Source organism: Arthrobacter sp. SD76 (assembly GCF_049726125.1).
Taxonomy (GTDB): Bacteria; Actinomycetota; Actinomycetes; order Actinomycetales; family Micrococcaceae; genus Arthrobacter; species Arthrobacter nitrophenolicus.
Genome location: NZ_JBNBLR010000001.1, coordinates 3,912,960 through 3,932,005, shown reverse-complemented (window position 1 = coordinate 3,932,005; position 19,046 = coordinate 3,912,960). Strand labels below are relative to the sequence as shown.

At 66.9% G+C, this 19,046-nt stretch carries 15 protein-coding genes and 5 pseudogenes; 9 read left to right on the top strand and 11 right to left on the bottom strand.

From position 1 onward, the window contains the following. Nucleotides 1-8: 8 nt before the first annotated feature. Complete coding sequence (locus ACPEE0_RS19055) at nucleotides 9-869, bottom strand: sensor histidine kinase (RefSeq protein ID WP_424575063.1); 861 nt, start codon at nucleotides 867-869, stop codon at nucleotides 9-11. Next, entirely contained in the window at nucleotides 788-1,648 is an 861-nt protein-coding gene (locus ACPEE0_RS19050; RefSeq protein WP_424575062.1) for a hypothetical protein, read from the bottom strand. The genes ACPEE0_RS19055 and ACPEE0_RS19050 overlap by 82 nt, the downstream gene beginning before the upstream one ends. Nucleotides 1,649-1,760: 112 nt before the next feature. On the opposite strand from ACPEE0_RS19050, the gene ACPEE0_RS19045 reads away from it, so the two are divergent. From ACPEE0_RS19045 to ACPEE0_RS19020, 6 genes are all read left to right on the top strand, one after another. Then, entirely contained in the window at nucleotides 1,761-2,147 is a 387-nt protein-coding gene (locus tag ACPEE0_RS19045; RefSeq protein ID WP_009357602.1) for an STAS/SEC14 domain-containing protein, read from the top strand. 112 nt (nucleotides 2,148-2,259) lie between these two features. After that, nucleotides 2,260-3,078 (top strand): class I SAM-dependent methyltransferase, encoded by an 819-nt coding sequence (locus ACPEE0_RS19040; protein ID WP_407710347.1) that lies wholly within the window; start codon nucleotides 2,260-2,262, stop codon nucleotides 3,076-3,078. 155 nt (nucleotides 3,079-3,233) lie between these two features. Continuing rightward, nucleotides 3,234-3,407, top strand: a complete 174-nt coding sequence (locus ACPEE0_RS19035) for a hypothetical protein (protein ID WP_009357604.1) — start codon at nucleotides 3,234-3,236, stop codon at nucleotides 3,405-3,407. Between the two features lie 91 nt (nucleotides 3,408-3,498). After that, nucleotides 3,499-3,915, top strand: a complete 417-nt coding sequence (locus ACPEE0_RS19030; RefSeq protein WP_035752484.1) for a hypothetical protein — start codon at nucleotides 3,499-3,501, stop codon at nucleotides 3,913-3,915. Nucleotides 3,916-3,975: 60 nt separating this feature from the next. Beyond that, nucleotides 3,976-4,785, top strand: coding sequence for an SDR family oxidoreductase (locus ACPEE0_RS19025; protein WP_407710348.1), 810 nt, complete (start codon nucleotides 3,976-3,978; stop codon nucleotides 4,783-4,785). A 65-nt stretch (nucleotides 4,786-4,850) separates the two neighbouring features. Further along, on the top strand, nucleotides 4,851-5,975 hold the full coding sequence (locus ACPEE0_RS19020) for a glycerate kinase (protein ID WP_407710349.1): 1,125 nt from the start codon (nucleotides 4,851-4,853) through the stop codon (nucleotides 5,973-5,975). Between the two features lie 177 nt (nucleotides 5,976-6,152). Here ACPEE0_RS19020 and ACPEE0_RS19015 read toward each other — a convergent pair whose 3' ends face one another. From ACPEE0_RS19015 to ACPEE0_RS19005, 3 genes are read right to left on the bottom strand one after another with little or no spacing between them, the layout of a single operon-like run. Then, nucleotides 6,153-6,407 carry a hypothetical protein gene (locus tag ACPEE0_RS19015; RefSeq protein WP_424575061.1) on the bottom strand — a complete coding sequence of 85 codons (255 nt, stop codon included), beginning with the start codon at nucleotides 6,405-6,407 and terminating at the stop codon, nucleotides 6,153-6,155. A 25-nt stretch (nucleotides 6,408-6,432) separates the two neighbouring features. Next, a complete protein-coding gene (locus ACPEE0_RS19010) occupies nucleotides 6,433-7,095 on the bottom strand; it encodes a DUF6766 family protein (RefSeq protein ID WP_009357607.1) in 663 nt (220 codons plus the stop codon). Then, the gene (locus ACPEE0_RS19005; RefSeq protein ID WP_009357608.1) at nucleotides 7,088-7,615 is read right to left on the bottom strand and encodes a DUF6328 family protein; all 528 of its coding nucleotides are present in this window, start codon (nucleotides 7,613-7,615) and stop codon (nucleotides 7,088-7,090) included. The genes ACPEE0_RS19010 and ACPEE0_RS19005 overlap by 8 nt, the downstream gene beginning before the upstream one ends. A gap of 220 nt (nucleotides 7,616-7,835) precedes the next feature. On the opposite strand from ACPEE0_RS19005, the gene ACPEE0_RS19000 reads away from it, so the two are divergent. The 3 genes from ACPEE0_RS19000 (at nucleotide 7,836) to ACPEE0_RS18990 (ending at nucleotide 10,219) form a co-directional block, all read left to right on the top strand. Beyond that, a complete protein-coding gene (locus ACPEE0_RS19000; RefSeq protein WP_424575060.1) occupies nucleotides 7,836-8,735 on the top strand; it encodes an SDR family oxidoreductase in 900 nt (299 codons plus the stop codon). Nucleotides 8,736-8,795: 60 nt separating this feature from the next. Then, nucleotides 8,796-9,158, top strand: a complete 363-nt coding sequence (locus ACPEE0_RS18995) for a hypothetical protein (protein ID WP_424575059.1) — start codon at nucleotides 8,796-8,798, stop codon at nucleotides 9,156-9,158. A 191-nt stretch (nucleotides 9,159-9,349) separates the two neighbouring features. Beyond that, the gene (locus tag ACPEE0_RS18990; RefSeq protein ID WP_424575058.1) at nucleotides 9,350-10,219 is read left to right on the top strand and encodes a glycosyltransferase family 2 protein; all 870 of its coding nucleotides are present in this window, start codon (nucleotides 9,350-9,352) and stop codon (nucleotides 10,217-10,219) included. Nucleotides 10,220-10,302: 83 nt separating this feature from the next. Here the strand turns inward: ACPEE0_RS18990 and ACPEE0_RS18985 are convergent. The 6 genes and pseudogenes from ACPEE0_RS18985 to ACPEE0_RS18960 all read right to left on the bottom strand — a co-directional run bounded on the left by ACPEE0_RS18985 (nucleotide 10,303) and on the right by ACPEE0_RS18960 (nucleotide 19,011). Then, nucleotides 10,303-12,250, bottom strand: a pseudogene (locus ACPEE0_RS18985) (BCCT family transporter). A 349-nt stretch (nucleotides 12,251-12,599) separates the two neighbouring features. Continuing rightward, nucleotides 12,600-13,474 (bottom strand): annotated as a pseudogene (gene fdhD, locus ACPEE0_RS18980) (formate dehydrogenase accessory sulfurtransferase FdhD). After that, nucleotides 13,471-14,795 (bottom strand): annotated as a pseudogene (locus tag ACPEE0_RS18975) (molybdopterin molybdotransferase MoeA). The pseudogenes fdhD and ACPEE0_RS18975 overlap by 4 nt, the downstream one beginning before the upstream one ends. Before the next feature lie 192 nt (nucleotides 14,796-14,987). Beyond that, a pseudogene (locus ACPEE0_RS18970) lies at nucleotides 14,988-15,862 on the bottom strand (bifunctional 5,10-methylenetetrahydrofolate dehydrogenase/5,10-methenyltetrahydrofolate cyclohydrolase). Further along, nucleotides 15,859-16,515: a cyclodeaminase/cyclohydrolase family protein gene (locus ACPEE0_RS18965; RefSeq protein WP_424575057.1), complete on the bottom strand. Its 657-nt coding sequence runs from the start codon at nucleotides 16,513-16,515 to the stop codon at nucleotides 15,859-15,861. The pseudogene ACPEE0_RS18970 and the gene ACPEE0_RS18965 overlap by 4 nt, the downstream one beginning before the upstream one ends. Before the next feature lie 3 nt (nucleotides 16,516-16,518). Next, nucleotides 16,519-19,011, bottom strand: a pseudogene (locus ACPEE0_RS18960) (GcvT family protein). Between the last annotated feature and the right edge of the window lie 35 nt (nucleotides 19,012-19,046).

The window sequence follows — 19,046 nt, the reverse complement described above, 5'->3', positions numbered from 1 at the left end:
TCCCCCGCTCAGTTGGCCCGGGACCGGTCGGCATCCAGGGGGAGGCTGACGGTGACGGTGGTGCCGGCGCCCAACGTGGACGCCACGTCTATCTTCCCCCCATGCCGCACCACGATGTCCTTGGTGATGGCCAGTCCCAGGCCCGTCCCCGGGATCGCCCCGGACATGGCGTTGGAGGCTCGGTAGAACCGGGTGAACACGTGGTCGATCTCGTCGCTGGAAATGCCGATGCCGGTGTCGGCCACGCTGACCGTTGCCCAGCGGGTGCCGTCCTCGGCGGCGTGCGACTCGCTGCCCACCTCGATCCGTCCACCGCTGGGGGTGAACTTGATGGCGTTGGATACCAGGTTGGTGAAGACCTGCTGCAGCTGCACCTCGTCGGCCAGGATCTCCGGATCCTCCGGCACCGGGTCCACCTCGATGGTCACGTTCTGCAGCTTGGCCAGCGGCCGGAGCGCCGCCGCCACCAGGTCCAGGGTCTGTCCCAGGCGCACGGGGGTGAAATGCATCAGGCTGTCATCCAGGCCGTTGCGCGAAACGCTCAGCATGTCCTCGATCAGCGACCGCAGCCGCTCCGTGTTCCGCACCACGATGTCCAGCATCTGGTGGACCTCGGGCGAGACCGGCTGCTCGGTGCTTTCCTGGATCATGTCCAGGTACGCCATGATCGAGGTCAGCGGTGTGCGCAGCTCATGGTTCACGGTGGCCAGGAAGTCCGTCTTGGCCTTGTCCAGCTGCTGCAGCTGCTTGACCACCTGCTGCTGGCTGCTGATCAGGTGGCTCTGGATCAGCCCGTACGCGGCGTTGCCCGCCACGTGCTGGATGAGGCCAAGCTCCGCACGGGACCACTGGCGCCGCCGGTCACGCATGGCAATCCAGATGATTCCAAGCGAGGAATTTCCCTCCCCAATGGGCACTGCGAGGGTGGAGAACGTGCTGGAAAGGCCCGACGCCGTTCCCCCGCCTTCGCCGGTCCGCGCGCCCTCGGCAGGGGGGTCGTCCGTTTCGGGTGCGTCCGTGGACATGGTTTCCGCACCGGCCCAGAGCAGGTCCGCCGTCCGGTGCGCCTCTTCCCGTCCGGCAGGACGCCGGGGGGCAGCGGCTGCAGTCCCGGGGCGTCCCAGGTGGCGGTGATGCGCGGAACCCGCTCGTCCTCGAAAGTGGCCAGCAGGACATGGTCGGCCTTGAAGGTCCGGCCGAAGCCTGCCACCACATGGTTGGCGATCTCCTGTGGATCGTTGGTGGCGCGGACCGCAGCGGAAACCAGCCGGAGCTGTTCGCGCAGTGCCTCGGCCCGCTGCCGTGAGGCGTTCCGCCTTGCCACCAGGTCGATCAGGGCGGAAGCCCGGTGGACGAGCTCCCGTGGGGCCGGCGGCTTGGTGATGCAGTCATGGATGCCGGAGGGGCGGGCGGAGGTTTCGGCGGGATTGTCCAGGTCCACCATCAGCAGGACCGGCGCTTCGGTTCCAATGGCAGGAAGCAGCGACGCGTCCGCAATGATGACCGCCGGCTTGCCGTCCTGCAGGAGTGCTGCCAGTCCGGCTGCGTCGGTCGCGGACGTCACGCAAAAGCCCGCCTCTTCAAGGGCGGAGGCGTTCCGCGCGAGCCGCGCGGCGTCGGGGTCCGCCACCACGGCGGCGCGTGGCACGCGCAAGTCACACGGCGAATCAGCCGCCACAATGACCCCTTCCCTCCCAGTTGAGTACATTGTAGGGGGATGCGGGACGTGTGGCTCCAGAAAAATCGTGCGGAGGGACAAAGTGACAGAGCAACCGGAAGGATCCACCAAAGGAGATCTGAGCCTGGATGAGGGCGGGATCCTCCAGCTGCGGTGGCCGCGGGGCGCTTCGATCAGCGAGGCCGACGCCGAGAACGCCATGGACAGGGTCAACGACCTGTGCGGTGAGGACCGGCGTCCCATGCTGGTGGACATGGCGACGACGGAACGGGTGAGCCGGGGAGCGCGTGCGGTGTTCGGCCGGCCGTGCCAGGCCTCCCGCATCGCGCTGCTGGGTTCCTCGCCCGTGGACAAGGTCATGGCCAACTTCGTCCTGGGAGTGAGCAAGCTGCCCTGCCCCACCCGGTTCTTCACCTCCAGGCAGGAAGCCATGGCATGGCTCACCCTGGACGGCGGCCCCTCGGCCTGAAGCCCGCTCACTCCGGGCATGGGCGGCGGAAGGGACGCGCCGCCGTCGTAAGATCCGGCCTCAATGCCCGGCAATGGCGGGCTGTGTGTGCTCCGCGACATATATTTGACCGGTGTACTCCCCAGCGAAGTCTTCACCCGCCAAGTCGCTACTGTCTGCCCTGCGGAAGTACCTGCTGATTCCCAGGCTTGTCCGGCTCTCCCGCTCTGCACCCAAGGACCGGCCGCTGGCGTGGGACCGGTACTGGGCGGGAATCAGGGCAACGGGCGTGGGCGGCGAGGTGCTGTGGGATGCCGGGACGGACGACGAGTTCCTTGGCTACAAGGATGTCCTCCTCCGCTACCTGGACCCGGAACTCCCGGTGGTGGACGTGGGCTGCGGACACGGCAGCTTCACCCGCGCGCTGGCTGGAATTTTTCCCGAGGCCGTCGGCATGGACGTCTCCGAGCACGCGGTCAGGCGGGCAGCGGCGGAGTCCGGGGAGACCGGCAACGTCCGCTTCGAAGTGCGCGACATGACCGCGCCAGGGGCGGAAAAGGGCTTCGACGGCGGCGCCAATGTCTTCATCCGCGGCGTTCTCCATGTCCTCGAGCCGGCTGACCAGGCGGCCTTGGTGGAAAACCTCCGCCTTCTCGCCGGGAAGCGGGGCACCGTGTTCCTGGCTGAAACCAACTTCCAGGGCAACCCCGTGGACTACGTGACCCATCTGGGCGCCACCATGCAGGGCATTCCCGCTCCGCTCGAACGCGCCATCAGGGGCCTGCCAATGCCGGGCCACTTCGGCCCCGTGGAAAGGCAGCAGGTACTGCCCGCCGAAGCCTGGGAGCTGCTGGAGGACGGCGAAGTGGCCATCGAGACCAACCCCGCAACCGGCGTGGACGGGCGAAGCCGGGTGCCCGGGTACTACGCGGTACTGCGGCCGCGGGGTTAGCCGCCGAAACCGGTCCTTCCACCGTTGTGGGAAGCCGCTGAAACCAGCCAATCCCCTTGACACATGGCCGGATCCGGAGGCTACATAATAAGTAGACTTATTAGTTCCAGCCTCTGGGGAAAGGAAGGCCACCATGGCGGAGGAACCGCCTGCGAGTGCTGCGGATCGACTTCGGCGGCGACAGCGATAAGCTCCGCCACATCAGCCGGGACGAATGGTTCGAGACCTTCGACTCCCGGCGCCTCAATTACATCCATCAGAAACAGCGTAGCGACGGGCAACAATCCACCTTCTTTTGGTTGGAAAACCCCAACCGCGAAGATGCCTAAGCCGCACCGGCGCCCCCATCGTTTCAGCAGCACCGGAGCACATCCGGCGCCACTTCGGCGACGGCGGACGCAAGACCACCAGGAACCAACAATGCGAGAACTCATACCGTCAGGCTCCCTCCGGGGCATGCTGCTGCCACCCACTTACGGAAGCCACGTCACGGACTCCACCGAATTCACCGTCCTGTCCGTCGAGATCTGGGACACCGGGCTGGTGGTAAATATCCAGATGGCATCCGAAGGGGGACCGCAGCCGAACATCATCCTGCAGGACCATTTTGGAACCCAATACAGGCTCAAAAACTCGGCAATCCTGGGCTCGCGGAACCTGCAGGTCTTCACCCCCTCCGTGCCGCCGGGCACCCGGAGCCTGACAGTAAGGTCCGCGGACGACACCGACCGGCCTGTGGTCACCTTCGCCGTTCCGCTCATGGCCGTCAAGGACGAACCGGACGTCGCAGCCGCCCGGCGCTTCCCTCCCGAGCCGGAACTGCGCCGACCCGCCTGACCCGCCCCGCCTGACCCCGCACCACCTTCCAGCACCTGACCTACCGAAAGGCTTGCCACGATGCAGGACACCAGCAACTTCGCGCCCGCCACCGCCATCGTCACCGGCTCGGACTCCGGGATAGGCAAGGCCACCGCCGTCGCTCTTGCCAGGGCTGGCATGGATGTGGGCGTCACCTGGCACTCGGACAAGGCCGGGGCGGAGCGGACGGCTGAAGAGATCCGGGCCGCGGGCCGCAAGGCTGTCGTCCGCCAGCTGGACACCACCGAACTCCGGTCCGCGGGTACCGTGATCGACGAACTCGCGGACGAGCTGGGCGGCGTGGACGTCTTCGTCAACAACGCCGGTACCGGCGAAAGCACCAAGTTCCTGGACATGGACCTGGACCGCTGGATGCAAACCCTGGACACCAACCTCAACGGTGCCTTCGTGTGCCTCCAGGCCGCCGCCCGCCGCATGGTCCGGGCCGGCAGGGGCGGCCGGCTGATTGCCGTCTCCAGCGTGCACGAATTCCAGCCCCGCGTGGGCTCCTCCGCCTATGACGCATCCAAGCACGGGCTTGGCGGACTCATGAAGACCCTTGCCCTGGAACTGGCCCAGCACGGAATCACCGCCAACACAGTGGCGCCCGGCGAGATTGCCACACCCATGACCGGGCAGGAGGACGAGGACCCCACCACGAAGGACCGCCCGGGCGTGCCCCTCGGCCGGCCCGGCGATGCGCGGGAGGTCGCGGCCGTCATCGCGTTCCTGGCCTCCCCTGCTTCCAGCTACGTCACCGGCGCGGCCTGGGCCGTGGACGGCGGCATGCTCCAGATGGGGCCGCAGGCCGGTTCCCACATCACCAGCCACGAGTGGCGCGAGGGGTAGGCTGCTTCCCTCCGTATTACGTCGGGGCAAGCGCTTTCCGTCGGCTTGCTGGCATGATGGAGCGCATGCGCATCCTTATTGCTCCGGATAAGTTCAAGGGCTCCCTGACGGCTGCTGAAGCCGCAGCGGCCATCGCGGAAGGGGCCCTGCGGGTCTACCCCGACGCCGTGGCCAACCAGTTCCCGATTGCCGACGGTGGTGAGGGCACCCTGGAGGCGGCAGTTGCTGCCGGATACGAGGAAAGACTCAACGCCGTGGTGGGCCCCGTCCTCGCCCCGGTCGGCGCCGCCTGGGCCATCCGGAAGTCCGGCGACGGCGCGGTTACCGCCGTCATCGAAACCGCGCAGGCCTCCGGCCTGGCGGACATGGAGCCCACTCCGGACAATGCGCTCCGCGCGCACAGCTACGGGTGCGGCCAGCTCATCGCCGCCGCCCTGGATGCCAGCGCCACCGAGATCGTGCTCGGGCTGGGCGGCTCAGCGATGACCGACGGCGGCAGCGGCGCGCTCCGGGCACTCGGGCTGAAGCCCCTGGACTCCGCCGGCAACGTGGTGCCACTGGGCGGCGGATCGCTCGCCGACGTCGTCTCGCTGGATACCAGCGGACTGGACCCGCGCCTTGCAGCCACCACCTTCCGCATCGCCGTGGACGTCCGCAACCCCCTTTACGGCCCGCAAGGGGCCGCCCACGTCTTCTCGCCGCAGAAAGGCGCGGACCAGGACGGCATCGAACTGCTCGACGCCGGGCTCCGCAACTGGGCCTCGGTGCTGCGGGAGGCGACCGGCCGGGACGTCAACGTTCCCGGCGCCGGCGCCGCGGGCGGGTTCCCGGCGTCGTTCCTTGCCTTCACCGGTGCCGCCCTGGAGGGCGGCTTCGCGCTGGTGGCGGGACTCACCGGACTGGCCGACCAGCTGTCCGGCGCTGACCTGGTCATCACCGGCGAAGGGTCCATGGATTCGCAGTCCCTCACGGGCAAGGCCCCCATCGCGCTCGCAGATGCGGCGCGGGAGAAGGGCATCCCGGTGATCGTCGTGGCGGGCCGGATCCTGGTGACCCTCGAGGACCTTGCCGAACACGGCGTGGTGGCCGCGGCGCAGCTGCTGGACGTGGCCTCCAGCCCGGCAGACGCCGTTGCCAACGCGGGAAAGTACCTTGCCTGGGCAACAAGCCAGGTGCTCGAAGGGGCCTAGGTTCCCCCGCCGCCTTTTCCAGGCGTAGGCTGCAACATCGCGGCCCCTGCCAGCAGGCCGGCGTCGACCGGTCCAGCGCCTGTCAGCCGACGATGGTGGTGTTGCGGCGGCGGCGCCAGAGCAAAATCAGGATCAGGACCACCACGGCGATGGCGCCAATGACCAACGGAGCCCAGTTCAGGCGGGTGCCTTCATTCTCCGCGGACTCACCGGTCCCGGGATTGGCCGGGCCGCTGGAGGCGGTGTCCCCGGGGACGGCGTAGGGGTGTTGCCGGCAGGCACCAGCAGCCCTCCGGAGGATACCGCGGCATCCACGGTGGCTGCCGCGGAACTCGCTGGCGCAGCCGGGGCTGCAGAGGCTGCGCCTGCCGCAAGCCCGGGGACAACCATGAGCAGCAGGGCCAGGAGGATGGTTTTCGCAACGGTTCGCATGGATTCCTCTCGATGTCGATCCGGCTCAGGAGCCGGTTTCGTAGTGCGGTTCGGCGACAGGCTTGGACTCGGGGGAGCCCTTCTCGCGGAGGTACACGGACGCACCCACCAGCACGGCGATGGCCAGGAACTCGCTCTGCCAGTTCTGGAAAGACTCGAACCAGAAGCGGCTGGTCCCGATGTACTGCAGGAACGTGACGGTGGGCTCGCCATGGCTTTGCTGTTCCTCGTTGTAGGCCTCGGTCCCGCCCAGGGCATGGGCCGTGAAGGATGCCAGGAAAAGCGCGAACATCAGGATGGACAGTGAGTGCTCATAGAACTTGAGCACCATGCCTCCGCGCTTAACCGGCCACGGCGTTGCCTTCTTGATGGCTGCCTCCCTGGGATCCTCGTCCTGCGGGGCTTCCTTGCCCATCGGCTTGGACTCCGAGGATCCCTTCTGGAACAGGAAGACCGTCAGCACCACGTAGAGGGCCATCTGCAGGAACTCAGATTCCCAGTTTTCGAAGGTGGCCTCCACAAACTCGCCGGTGCCCAGAAACTGCAGGACCGAAACCCCTGCCTCGCCGTGGGCCTGCTGTTCCTCGCTGTAGGTTGCCGCGCCGGAGAGGATCATCCCGCCAAAGAAGATCAGGAACAGTGCCAGGTTCACCAGCAGCAGTCCGTGCTCTTTGGCCCATTTAGCCATCGCTGTCCCGTTCGGTGGATGGTTTGCCGTTCGCCGCTGCACGCCTGTTCAGGTGCAGGGGAACATAGACCAGCAGGACCAGCAGTACGCCCAGCAGTGCACCTCCCGCGGTGAGGCCGGCGGACCGGTCCAGGGTCACGTCGAAGACCAGCGCGGCGGTCCCGGCGCTCAGGAGGCCAACTCCGCCCAGGGCGATCTTGGTGATCGTGTCCGCGCTTGAGACGAGGGTTTCCTTGAGCCGCTTCCGGAAGAGGCGCCGGTGGACGCTGACCGGGAGGAGGATGAATGACGTGGTCAGGGCTGCGACCACCACATTGGCCAGGTACAGGTTCACCTGGAAGTCGTCCAGGTCCTCAAACCGCTCCTGGAAGGGGAGTGTGAGCAGGAAACCTGCCAGGATCTGGACGCCGGTCTGCAGCACGCGGAGTTCCTGCAGGAGCTCGGCCCAGTTACGGTCCAGTTGTTCCTCGCGGGTCTCGTTCCGCCCCGTTCTGCCGGTGTAATCCTCCACCTCTGACATTGCTTCTCCTTCCTGCGACAGCCAGTCCTTGGTCCCTTTCTACTCCCCAGGTACCCAGAAGCAAGGCAGGCATTGCGTCACGACCATCATTTGATAAGTTTACTGATTATTCGTACCAATCGGTGGACTTGTTCCTCCGGCCGGGATAGCTTCGAAGGGCCGGTGCTCCGGCAGGGCCCTTCGAAACCGGTACAGCGGAACCGACACAGGGAGGCGGACTATGAGCGGCAGCGACAAGCAGACAGACCAGCCAAAGGACCCCCGGGGCGGCTACCACTCGGGCCCCTTTCCGGAGCAGGAGCAGAAGCAGCCCGGCCTCACGGCGCCCATGGATCCCAAGCCGGACCACGGCGAGCTCAGCTACGAGGGGCACCGAAAGCTTGAGGGAAAGGCCGCACTCATCACCGGTGGCGATTCCGGGATCGGCAAGGCCGTGGCCATCGCGTTCGCCCGCGAGGGGGCCGACGTCGCTATTTCCTACCTGCCCGAGGAGGAGGACGACGCCCAGGACACCGCCGACTGGATCCGGAAGGCGGGCCGGCGCGCCCTCCTGTTCGCCGGTGACGGGCGGGAGGAAGAGTTCAGCACCCGGATCGTCGAGGAAGCGGCGGCTGAGTTCGGCCGCCTGGATGTGGTGGTGCTGAACGCGGCCTACCAGAAGAACCGCGAGAGCCTTGAGACCCTGCCCACGGAGGAATTCGACCGGGTCTTCAAGACCAACCTCTACTCGCTGCTGTGGAGTGCGCGGGCGGCCGTCCCGCACCTCAAGGCAGGCGCCTCCATCATCACCACCGCATCGATCCAGGCGTTCAACCCGTCGCCCGGCCTGATCGACTACGCCATGACCAAGGCGGCGCAGGTGGCGTTCACCAAAGCCCTTGCGCAGGAACTGGGCCCCAAGGGCATCCGCGTCAACGCCGTGGCCCCCGGCCCCATCTGGACACCATTGATTCCCGCCACCGAATGGCCGGACAAGCTTCCCAAGTTCGGCCAGGACACGCCCCTGGAACGCGCGGGCCAGCCCGCCGAGCTGGCGGCCGCCTACGTGCTGCTGGCCTCCGAGGACGGGTCCTACATCTCGGGGGCAGTACTGCCGGTGACCGGCGGCAAGGGACTCTGAGCACACGCCGGGACCCAGGCCGCAAGCCCCTCTCAAACCGCAAACCCAACAGGAGGAACCATGACGCAGGAAAACCAGCACGCGCAACCCGAGTCGGATCCCGGCGGCTACGGAACCCCCACCGCCGAGCAGGAGATGGGCGGAAGCCAGGGCGCCGGCGGCGCTGCCGGCAGCCAGGCAGCAGGCAGCGCCGACACCAACGAGCCACAGGCCGGCGCCGGCACGGAGCCGGTCCCGCACGACATGGACCTTCCCTCCAGCGCCGCCGAGATCGACGAATCCAACGATGACTCGCAGGGCTCCGCGCCGGTCTCCTCCGAGTCCGGCCAGGAAGCGGCGGGCATCCCGGACGGCAGCGGCAACGACCTTCCGCAGGAAAAGTCGCCCAAGGATGACGGCGGCGAGAGCTTCGACGCCGGCTGAGCCAATGTGAGCGCGGCGCCTGCATGAAGGCAGGCTGCACAGCCACGGGGCCCCTGTTCCGTTTCCTCGATTCGAGATGCGGGACAGGGGCCTTTGCCTTGCCGCCGGCATACATGCCTGCGGTCTGGGTAAAGGACATTCGAAACCCATTCACCAGTTGCCGGCCCTGCCCGCCGGCACCAGGAGGAACTGTGAGCAGGAGATCGTCCGAACAGTGGGCACGCCCGGCAGGCCTGCCCGGCCACGTAGCCGTCGACGTGCTGGTGCCAACCTGCAACCGCCCGGCTGAACTCGCCGTCACCCTCGCCGGACTCGCCGGCCAAACCGACCCCGCGTTCGCCGTCGTCATCAGCGACCAGTCCACCGGGGACCCGGGGTGGGAGCATCCCGCCGCTGCTGCCATGGTGCGGGTCCTGGAGGCGCAGGGGAGGCCGGTCACGATGCTCCGGCACCTGCCGCGGCGCGGACTGGCCGAACACCGCCAGTTCCTGCTGGAGCAATCCACCGCGGACCAGTGCCTTTTCCTTGACGACGACGTCTGGCTGGAGCCGGGTGCCTTGGCCAGGCTGAGCGGGGCGCTGGACGAGCTCGCGTGCGGTTTTGTGGGGATGGCGCCCCAGGGGCTGTCCTACCTGAATGACAGGCGCCCTGAGCAGACAGCCAATTTCGAAGCCTGGGAGGGGCAGGTGGGTGCGGAGCGAATCCGCCCCGGCGCCCCCGGCTTCGACCGCTGGCCGCTCCACAGTGCGGCCAATCTCAGCCACCTGAGTGCCGAGCTGTCCCTGCAGCCCGGCCAGTGGGTGCCCTACCGGGTGGCGTGGCTGGGCGGCTGCGTGCTCTACCGGCGGGAAGCACTGAACGACGCCGGCGGGTTCACCTTCTGGGCGGACCTTCCGGCTGACCACGCGGGCGAGGACGTCCTGGCCCAGTGGCAGGTTATGGAGCGGTTCGGCGGCGCCGGTATTTTGCCGTCGGGGGCAGTCCACCTGGAGTCGCCCACCACGGTGACGGACCGGCGCGTGGAGGCCTACGACGTAATGCTGAACCGGGAATCGGCTTAGAGGTGCCACCTGTTCCCGAAACCGATAGGGGCTTAACGCGATTCCGGCCCCGGTGGGTGTCCACCGGGGCCGGAATCGATTGGCTATTTCTTGTCGTTGTCCACCACGGAGCTGCCGCCCGGGCAGTCTTCGGGTCGGGGCATGAATCGCCGCAGTCGTGCCGGGTGACCAGGTCGAACTGGACGCCGCGGTGCTGTTCCACGCCCGTCTTGATGGCCCGCTCCACCACGGAGGTGGCCAGCCGTTTGCGCAGCGAGAGCGGATCCCGCCGCAGGTCCTTGGCCAGGGCGAAGCAGAGCAGCAGCATGACGATGACGAACGGCAGTGCCGCCACAATGGTGATCCGTTGCAGGCCGGACAAAGCCTCGGAGGGCTCATCGCCGCCCGCCAGCAGCATGACTGCTGCCACTGCTCCGGTCAGCGTTCCCCAGAAGATGACCAGGCCGCGCTTGGGTTCGGAGGAACCGTTGGAGCTCAGCGACGACATGATCAGCGATGCAGAGTCGGCACCCGTGATGAAGAAGATGGCAACCAGCACCATGGCCAGGACGATAACGGCCGCCGTGAGCCATCCCGGCATGGAAAGGTTCTTCACCAGGTTGAAGAGGGCACCGTCAAAATCGATGCTCGCCACCCCGTCGGTGACGGTCATCAGGCCCGGCTGGTTGGCCTTGTCCGCTTCCTGCTGGATGTTGAAGGCGGTGCCGCCGAAGATGCCGAACCAGATGACGCTCACAATGCTCGGAACCAGCAGGACGCCGGTAACGAACTGGCGGATGGTCCGGCCGCGGCTGATGCGGGCAATGAACATGCCTACGAAGGGCGTCCAGGAAATCCACCAGGCCCAGTAGAAGATGGTCCAGCCGGACAGCCAGGTCCGCAGCGCTTCGTCGCCGACAGCCTCTGTCCGGGAGGACATCTCCGCAAGGTCGCGGGCGTAGTCTCCCACGGCCGCCGGGATGAGGTTGAGGATGAACAGGGTGGGTCCGGCCACGAAGACGATCATGGCCAGGATGACGGCCAGGACCATGTTGATGTTGGACAGCCACTGGATGCCGCGGCTAATGCCGGATACGGCCGAGGCAACGAAGCAGGCCGTCAGGATGGCCACGATGGCCACCAGGACGGGGTCCCGATCTCGCCCATCCAGCCATTCGACGTCAGGCCGCTGCCGATCTGCAGTGCCCCGAGGCCCAGCGAGGCCGCGGTGCCGAAGAGCGTGGCGAAGATGGCCAGGATGTTGATGAACTTGCCAACCGGTCCTTCGACCGTCCGGATGCCGAAGATGGACGTGAAAGCGGCCGAAATCAGCTGCTTACGGCCCAGCCGGTAGGTGCCGTAGGCCATGGCAATGCCAACCACCGCGTACATGGCCCAAGGGTGCAGGGTCCAGTGGAAGATGGACGTGGCCATCGCCGTCTGGATCGCGTCCGGGGTACGGCCGTCAACTGTGCCCGGCGGGGGAGAGATGAAATGGTAGAGCGGCTCTGCCACACCGTAGAACATGAGGCCAATGCCCATGCCGGCTGCGAACATCATGGCCACCCACGAAACCGTCCGGAATTCCGGCTTCTCGCCGTCTTTGCCGAGCGGGATGTTCCCGAACTTCCCAAGGGCCAGCCAGAGGACGAAGACAACGAACAGGGAGGCCAGGACCATGAAGAGCCAGCCGGTGTATTCCATCACCCAGTTAAGGGCGTCTTTTGATGTGGTGGAGAGGCTGTCCTTGCCGGTGAAGCCCCAGATCACGAAGGCGATGGCGATGACGCCGGTGATCCCGAACGTGGTCTTGTCCAGGATGAGCTTGCGGTTGCGGCGTTCGGAGACGGCCTGTTCGGTCTTGGTCTGTCGCAGCTCCTCGAGGATCTGCTCGTACTCCTCGTTCTCGGGCAGGACGGTAGTTTCGGCCTCGGTCTCGGCGGGATCGATGGGGGACGCCGTGGCGGAGTCCGGAAGGGTTGGATCAGGCAACGGATCGCTGCCTGACGGTTTCTTGGGTTGTGGGGACTTTAGTTCACTGTTGATGGCCATGAGCGGGTCCTTTGCTCGGCGAGTCATGGGCTTGCGATTAGGCGTGGGGTATCAAGCCGGAGATTTCCGTTCGGAAAAGGCTTTGGGGGGCATGCCTTGTGCATTGATGCACCTCTTCGGTTGAGAAACGTGGTCGCACTAGGGCTGGAAGCCCGTCGGGGGAGGTGTTCCGCAAGAATCAACAGAACTCGCGCTAAGCAACAGAGTGAACCAGGCCACATTGAAAGTCAAGGGATTTCGGCCCATGACACAAATCTTTAACACTCGTCGTTGCGTAGGTCACACTGTTGCTTATTGTGGTTCAGGTTGCGCTAGGAGCGGCTAAGGACCGCGGCACAGCGGCGCTGCGCTAGGCAAAACTTTCCTGCCGGACCGCCGTCGCTGGCCGTCCCACCCGTTCGCGTCCTGCATAGACGTTAAGCCGCTCCCCCGGCTGAAGCCCACCAGGGTCACGCCCGTTTCGGCGGCCAGGTCGGCGGCCAGGCTGGAGGGTGCGCTGACTGCAGACAGGACCGGAATTCCCGCCAGGGCGGCCTTCTGGACGAGCTCGAAGGATGCGCGGCCGGAAACCTGCAATACGGTGCCACTGAGCGGCAGCTGCCCCTCCCTAAGGGCCCAGCCCACCACCTTGTCTACGGCGTTGTGCCGGCCAACATCCTCGCGGAGGCACAGCAGCTCCGCTTCCGGCCCATCAACCCTGAACAGGCCGGCTGCGTGGACGCCGCCCGTCTTGTCAAACACGGCCTGCGCTGCCCGCAGCCTGTCCGGCAGGCCCGCCAGGACGTCAACCGGGACCCGGAGACCGTCCTCTGCCGGGTGGAAGTGGATAGCCTTGCGGACCGCGTCGATCGATTCCGTTCCGCAGATGCCGCACGAGCTTGAGGTGTACACGTGCCGCATGGTGTCCGGCATCGGCACGTCCGGCGCCAGCTGGGCGTCCACCACGTTGAAGGTCTGGGTTTCCCCGTTCCTGCCGGCGCAGAACCGCAGCGAGACCAGGTCCGCCTGGCGCCGGATGACGCCTTCCGAGACGAGGAAACCGGCTACGAGGTCGAAATCGTCCCCTGGGGTGCGCATGGTGACGGCGAACGAGCGGCCGTTCAGGCGGATCTCAAGCGGTTCCTCGGCGGCCAGGACATCTTCCTTGTGCCGCACCGGGTACTCAGTGCCTGCCCCGTCCAGGTGGAAGCGGTGAATTTTGCGGCGCTGGGTCATGCGGGTCATGGGATGCTCCGTCCTTGGGGGTTCGTGCCGGGAACCATGTCCATGCCGGGGCTCCAGGGAAGTGGAAGCACCGGGACGGGCTGCCCCAGTCCACGCCGTCCGGCGGAACCACCATGACTCCCTCCGCCCAGGCAAGCCCGCGCATCATGCCCGGGCCTGTGTGCTGGACAGGAAACGCCAGCCCCGACAGGATCCTGCAGGGGACAAGGCGGGTGCGGCCCGGGTCCGGTGGCATGTCGCTGCCGGACAGCACGTCCGTCGCGGGGGGCAGGGGGCGGCCGCCCAAGGCGGCGATCAGCGGGGCCCCGACGGTCAGGAGCGCCATCATGGCGGCCAGGGGGTTGCCCGGCAGCCCGGCCACAAACCGCCCGTCGGGAAGTTCGGCCAGGACGGCAGGGTGGCCGGGGCGCATGGCGATGCCGTCGAGCAGGATGCGTCCGCCCAGTGAGCCAATGGCGGCACGGAAATGGTCTGTACCGGACCGTCCAGTTCCGCCCGTGGTGATGACGACGTCGGCCTTGCCGCCGCCGGGCGCTGTGGCGGTATCAAGGGCGGACAGCCACTCGCTGAAGGAATCGCCGATCCTCACCGGACTGCCGGCAATGCCGCCCAGCTGCGAAAGAACTGTGCCCAGCTGCGGGCCGAAGGTATCCCTGACCTCGCCGGCCGCGGGGACTCCCTGCGTCACCACTTCGGAACCGGTAAGGACGACGGCGACCGACGGCCGGGCCCGCACCTGGACTTCATCGTGCCCCGCCACAGCGGCCAGGGCGATGCGTGCCGGGTTAAGGACGGTGCCGGCGGGCAGCAGCACATCGCCGGCCAGCGCCTCCTCGCCGGCAGGACGGATGTGTTGTCCGCGGCGGGGTTCGTCCGGCCGGGCGTCGGGGCCGACGGTGAGGAGCGGGCTCCCGGAGGGCCCGGGGACCACCTCGCCGCTCTCCTTGCGCAGGATGGCCTGGGCGCCCGCGGGGACCAATCCGCCGGTAGCGATGACCCTTGCATGGTTGGGTGCCAGGCGGCCATAGGCCGCCAGGCCCGGATGCGCCGGTGGCTGCTGCGGGTCCGGAAGCAGCCAGGGGCCTGCGCCGTTGACGGCCCAGCCGTCCATGGCGGAGGACGCGTAATGCGGCAAATCCTGCAGCGCCGTGACGTCCCGGTTCAGGACCCGTCCATCAGCGTCCGCCAGCGGAACCCAAACGGGCGGAAGCGGACCGGCGCACTCGTACGCCAGCCGCCGGGCCTCGGCCCAGGAGGGGGCCTCATGGCAGGGGTGTGCGTGGGCGGCCCGCGGGCCGGCCATAGTTTCAGTAATGAGCATCGGTGCTCCTTCCCTTTCGGATGGATGCCGGAACCGGCCGGGGTACGGCAATGGCCCCGTTATCCGTAAACGGTGCTTCGATGAGGAATACCTCCCCAGGTTTTAGGCCCACCGAAGCACCAGTTACGGATAACGGGACCATCAGGCCCGTCTTGATTGGGTTGATCTGCCCGTCGTTCCTTCCGCGGCTGCCTAGCCCGCGGCTTCAAGGACAAGGGCCGGCGACTGCAAACGTGCCGCCTCCACGGTGTGGAGGAGCAGCAGCGCCGTGGTGACCGAACCCACCCCGCCCGGGACGGGGGTGAGGGCGGCAGCGACGCCGCTGACGCTTTTCTCATCCACGTCACCCACGAGGGAGCCGTCGGGAAGGACGTTCGTGCCGACGTCGACCACTACGGTCCCGGGGGAGACATGGCTGCCGGTCAGCAGGCCGGTCCGCCCCGCGGCGACTACCACCACGTCCGCCTCCTTGGTGTACTTCCCAAGCGGCCCGGACCTGGAATGGCAGACCGTGATGGCGGCGTCACGTGCCAGCAGGAGGAGGGAGAGCGGCTTTCCCACCACGGCCGAGCGGCCGACGATCACCACGTTCCGGCCTGCCACCGGAATGGCGTAGTGGTCAAGGATTTCGACGACGGACCGCGCGGTGGCGGGTGCGAAGGCTGCCTGGCCCACCGCCAGGCGCCCCAGGCTGAGCGGGTTCGCGCCGTCGATGTCCTTTTCGGGTGCGATGAGTCCACCAGGGAATCGGTGCGCACGCCCTCCGGCAGCGGTGTCTGCAGGATGATGCCGTTCACCGACGGTTCGGCACTCAGGTCCCGCAGGACACTGGCCAGGACTTGTTCGGTGGCGTCGTGCCCGAGGTCGATGATCCGGCAACCAATTCCTGCACGTTCGGCTGCCCGCTCAATAGAACGGACGTACCACTTGGTCGACTCGTCGTCGGTGGCCATAACCACGGCCAGGACGGGGCGGACGCCGTCGTGCTCCAGGGACCGGATCTCCTGCTGGACCCGTTGCCCGATGATCCCGGCAAGCTCCTTGCCGGACAGGGTGGCAGTAGTCAATGGAGGATCCTTTCACGTACGCGGGCTGCGAGGGAGTCGGCGGCAAGCACCACTTTGTCCTCAAGGCCGTCCGTTTCCTGGGCGAGCTGCGCACGCGCGCCGGGATCCTTGACGGCCACCACATTGATGTCGATGTTGACCCGCGCGGTGGTTGCTGCCGCACGGGCGGCATCCGCGGCTGCGGCAACGTCGCTGATCACGTTGGGATTGGCCACGTCGAACAGCTCGGTTGCGAGCTCCACCACGGACCCGGCAACACCGATCAGGCTTGCCGGTGTCCTGGCTGCCTGGACGAGGGCTTCCTGGATGGTGGCGGCACGGGCCGCCTTGAGCTCCGCTGTCTCCGAGGGGAGCTTGTAGGCATCAATGACGCCCTGGAAGGCAGCTTCATCCGCATCCGCCAAACCGAGTGCTTCGAGCACCAGGCCTTCGGCGGCTTCCGTGACGCGCTGCACCAGGGCCGCGTGCTGCTCATACTTCGCGCCGGTGGAGTAGCGCGCCACCATAGCCACAAGGGCAGCGCCCTGGGCGGCGTGCAGCGCGGCTGCCGCGCCCCCGCCCGGGGTGGGCTGGCGGGAAGCCAGCCGCGTGAGGTAACTGCTGATGGTCTCCGAGCCGATGGTTGCGGCCCCGGCCGTTTCCGTTCCGGTCATGGCTTAGCCCCGGAGCCTGGTCATGGTGGGGTCGTAGAGGGGGTCTTGGGTGATGGTGGCGGGGATGCGGCGGCCGAAGTATTCGATTTCGACGGCGTCGCCGATGTTGACGGTGGATGGGAGGTAGGCGTAGGCGATGGGTTTTTGGATGGTGTAGCCGTAGGCGGCGCTGGTGATGTAGCCGAGGGGCTGGTTTTTGTAGAACACGGGTTCTTTGCCGAGGACGATGGAGCGGCCGTCGTTGATGGTGAGGCAGCGCAGGCGGCGTGTGGAGTTCTCTTCGGTGCGGCCTTCGAGGGCTTTTTTTGCCGACGAAGTTGTCTTTGGTCATTTTGACGGCGAAGCCGAGGCCGGCCTCGTAGGGGTCGTGTTCGGTGGTCATGTCGGTGCCCCAGGAGCGGTAGCCCTTTTCCAGGCGGAGGGAGCTGAACGCTGCGCGGCCGGCGGCGATGATCCCGTGGGGTTGTCCTGCCTTCCACAGGGTGTCCCAGAGGCGTTGGCCGTTGTCGGCGCTGGTGTAGAGTTCCCAGCCGAGTTCACCGACGTAGGACAGGCGCATCGCGGTGACGGGCACGCCGCCGATGACGACTTGCTTGGACCGGAAGTATTTCAGGCCGTCGTTGGTGAAGTCGTCGTTGCTGACCGCGGCGACGACGTCGCGGGCGAGGGGGCCCCAGAGGCCGATGCAGCAGGTCCCGCCGGTGGTGTCGCGGACCTGGACCCAGTCGGCCGGGCCGCCGTTAGCGGTTTGGTGGCGGGCGGCGCGGTCGAAGTAGGCGGTGTCGATGTTGCCGTTGGCGCCGAGCTGGAAGGTGTCTTCGGTGAGGCGGGCGACGGTGATGTCGCTGCGGATCCCGCCGGCGTGGTCCAGCAGCAGGGTGTAGGTGACGGCGCCGGGTTTTTTGGTCATGTCCGCGGTGGTCAGTTCCTGGAGGAGTTTCTGGGCTCCGGGGCCGGAAACTTCGAGGCGTTTGAGCGGGGTCATGTCATACATGGCGACGGCGGTGCGGGTTTTCCAGGCTTCGGTCGCGGCGATCGGGGAGCTGAACATCCCGGACCAGGCATCCCGGGCCGGGGGCTGCCAGTTGGCGGGCATGTCTTTGAGGAGGTCTGCATTGGCTTCGAACCAGTAGGGCCGTTCCCAGCCGCCGCCTTCGAGGAAGACCCCGCCGAGCTGTTTGTGCCGGGCATGGAAGGGGGAGACGCGCAGGTTGCGGGGGAGAGTTTGGGCTGCAGCGGGTGCAGGACGTCGTAGATTTCGACGAAGTTCTGCTGCGAGGTCTCACTGACGTATTCGTTGGTGAGCTGGACGTCTTCGAAGCGGTGGATGTCGCAGTCGCCCAGGTCGATGGAGGACTTGCCCTCGACAAGGAGTTCGGCGACGGCGCGGGCGATCCCTGCGGAGTGGGTGACCCAGACGGCTTCGGCGACGTAGAAGCCGTCGACTTCCTTGGATTCGCCCACGAGGGAGCCGCCGTCGGGGGTGAAGGAGAAGATGCCGTTGAAGCCGTCCTCGATCTCACTTTCGTGCAGGGCGGGCAGCAGCTGTTTGGTTGCTTCCCAGGCGGGCAGGAAGTCCTCGAGGGTGAAGTCCAGCCGGGAGGGCATGTTGTGTTCGCTGATCTCGTTCGGCTTGAAGCTGCCGAGTTCGTCGAGGTCCACGGGCATGGGTTTGTGGGCGTAGGAGCCGATGCCGTACCGGTCGCCGTGTTCGCGGTAGTAGAGGTCCTGGTCCTGGTGGCGCAGGATCGGCAGGCGGGCCCCGTTCGGGAGCTCGTTTTTGCCCTGCTGGGCCGGGACCGGGGTGGTTTTGACGTACTGGTGTGCCAGCGGCAGCAGCGGCACTTTCATGCCGATCAGCTCGCCGACCTTGGCGCCCCAGAACCCGGCGCAGGAAACCACGATGTCCGCGTCGATCACACCGTCGGGGGTCCGGACGCCGGTGACGCGGCGGTTTTCCTGTTCGATGCCGGTCACTTCGGTGTTGCCGATGTACCTCACGCCGGCGGCTTCGGTGCGTTTGATCAGCAGCTGCACCGCCCGCGCGGCACTGGCGAGCCCGTCGGAGGGCACGTGCAGCCCGCCGAGGATGTCCTCTTCGTTCAGGAGCGGGTAGAGCTCCTTGCACTCGTCGCGGGAGAGGATCCTGCCCTCGATGCCCCACGATTGGGCGTAGCCGAGCTTGCGCTTCAAATCCGCGAGGCGGGTTTCGGTGGTCGCTACCTCCAGGCCGCCGACCTGGTTGAAGCAGGAGACGCCGTCCTCGGTGAGGGAGAGGAGTTTCTCGACCGTGTATTTGGCGAACAGGGCCATGGACTTGGACGGGTTGGTCTGGAACACCAGGCCGGGGGCGTGCGAGGTGGACCCGCCCGGCATGTTCAGCGGCCCCTGGTCCAGGACCGTGATGTTGTTCCAGCCCCGGGTGACGAGTTCATCGGCGAGGTTGGTGCCCACGATCCCGGCTCCGATGATGACAATACGTGGCGACGATTCCATAAAAGGGTTCTCCTGCAAATTCTTCTAAGACTGTG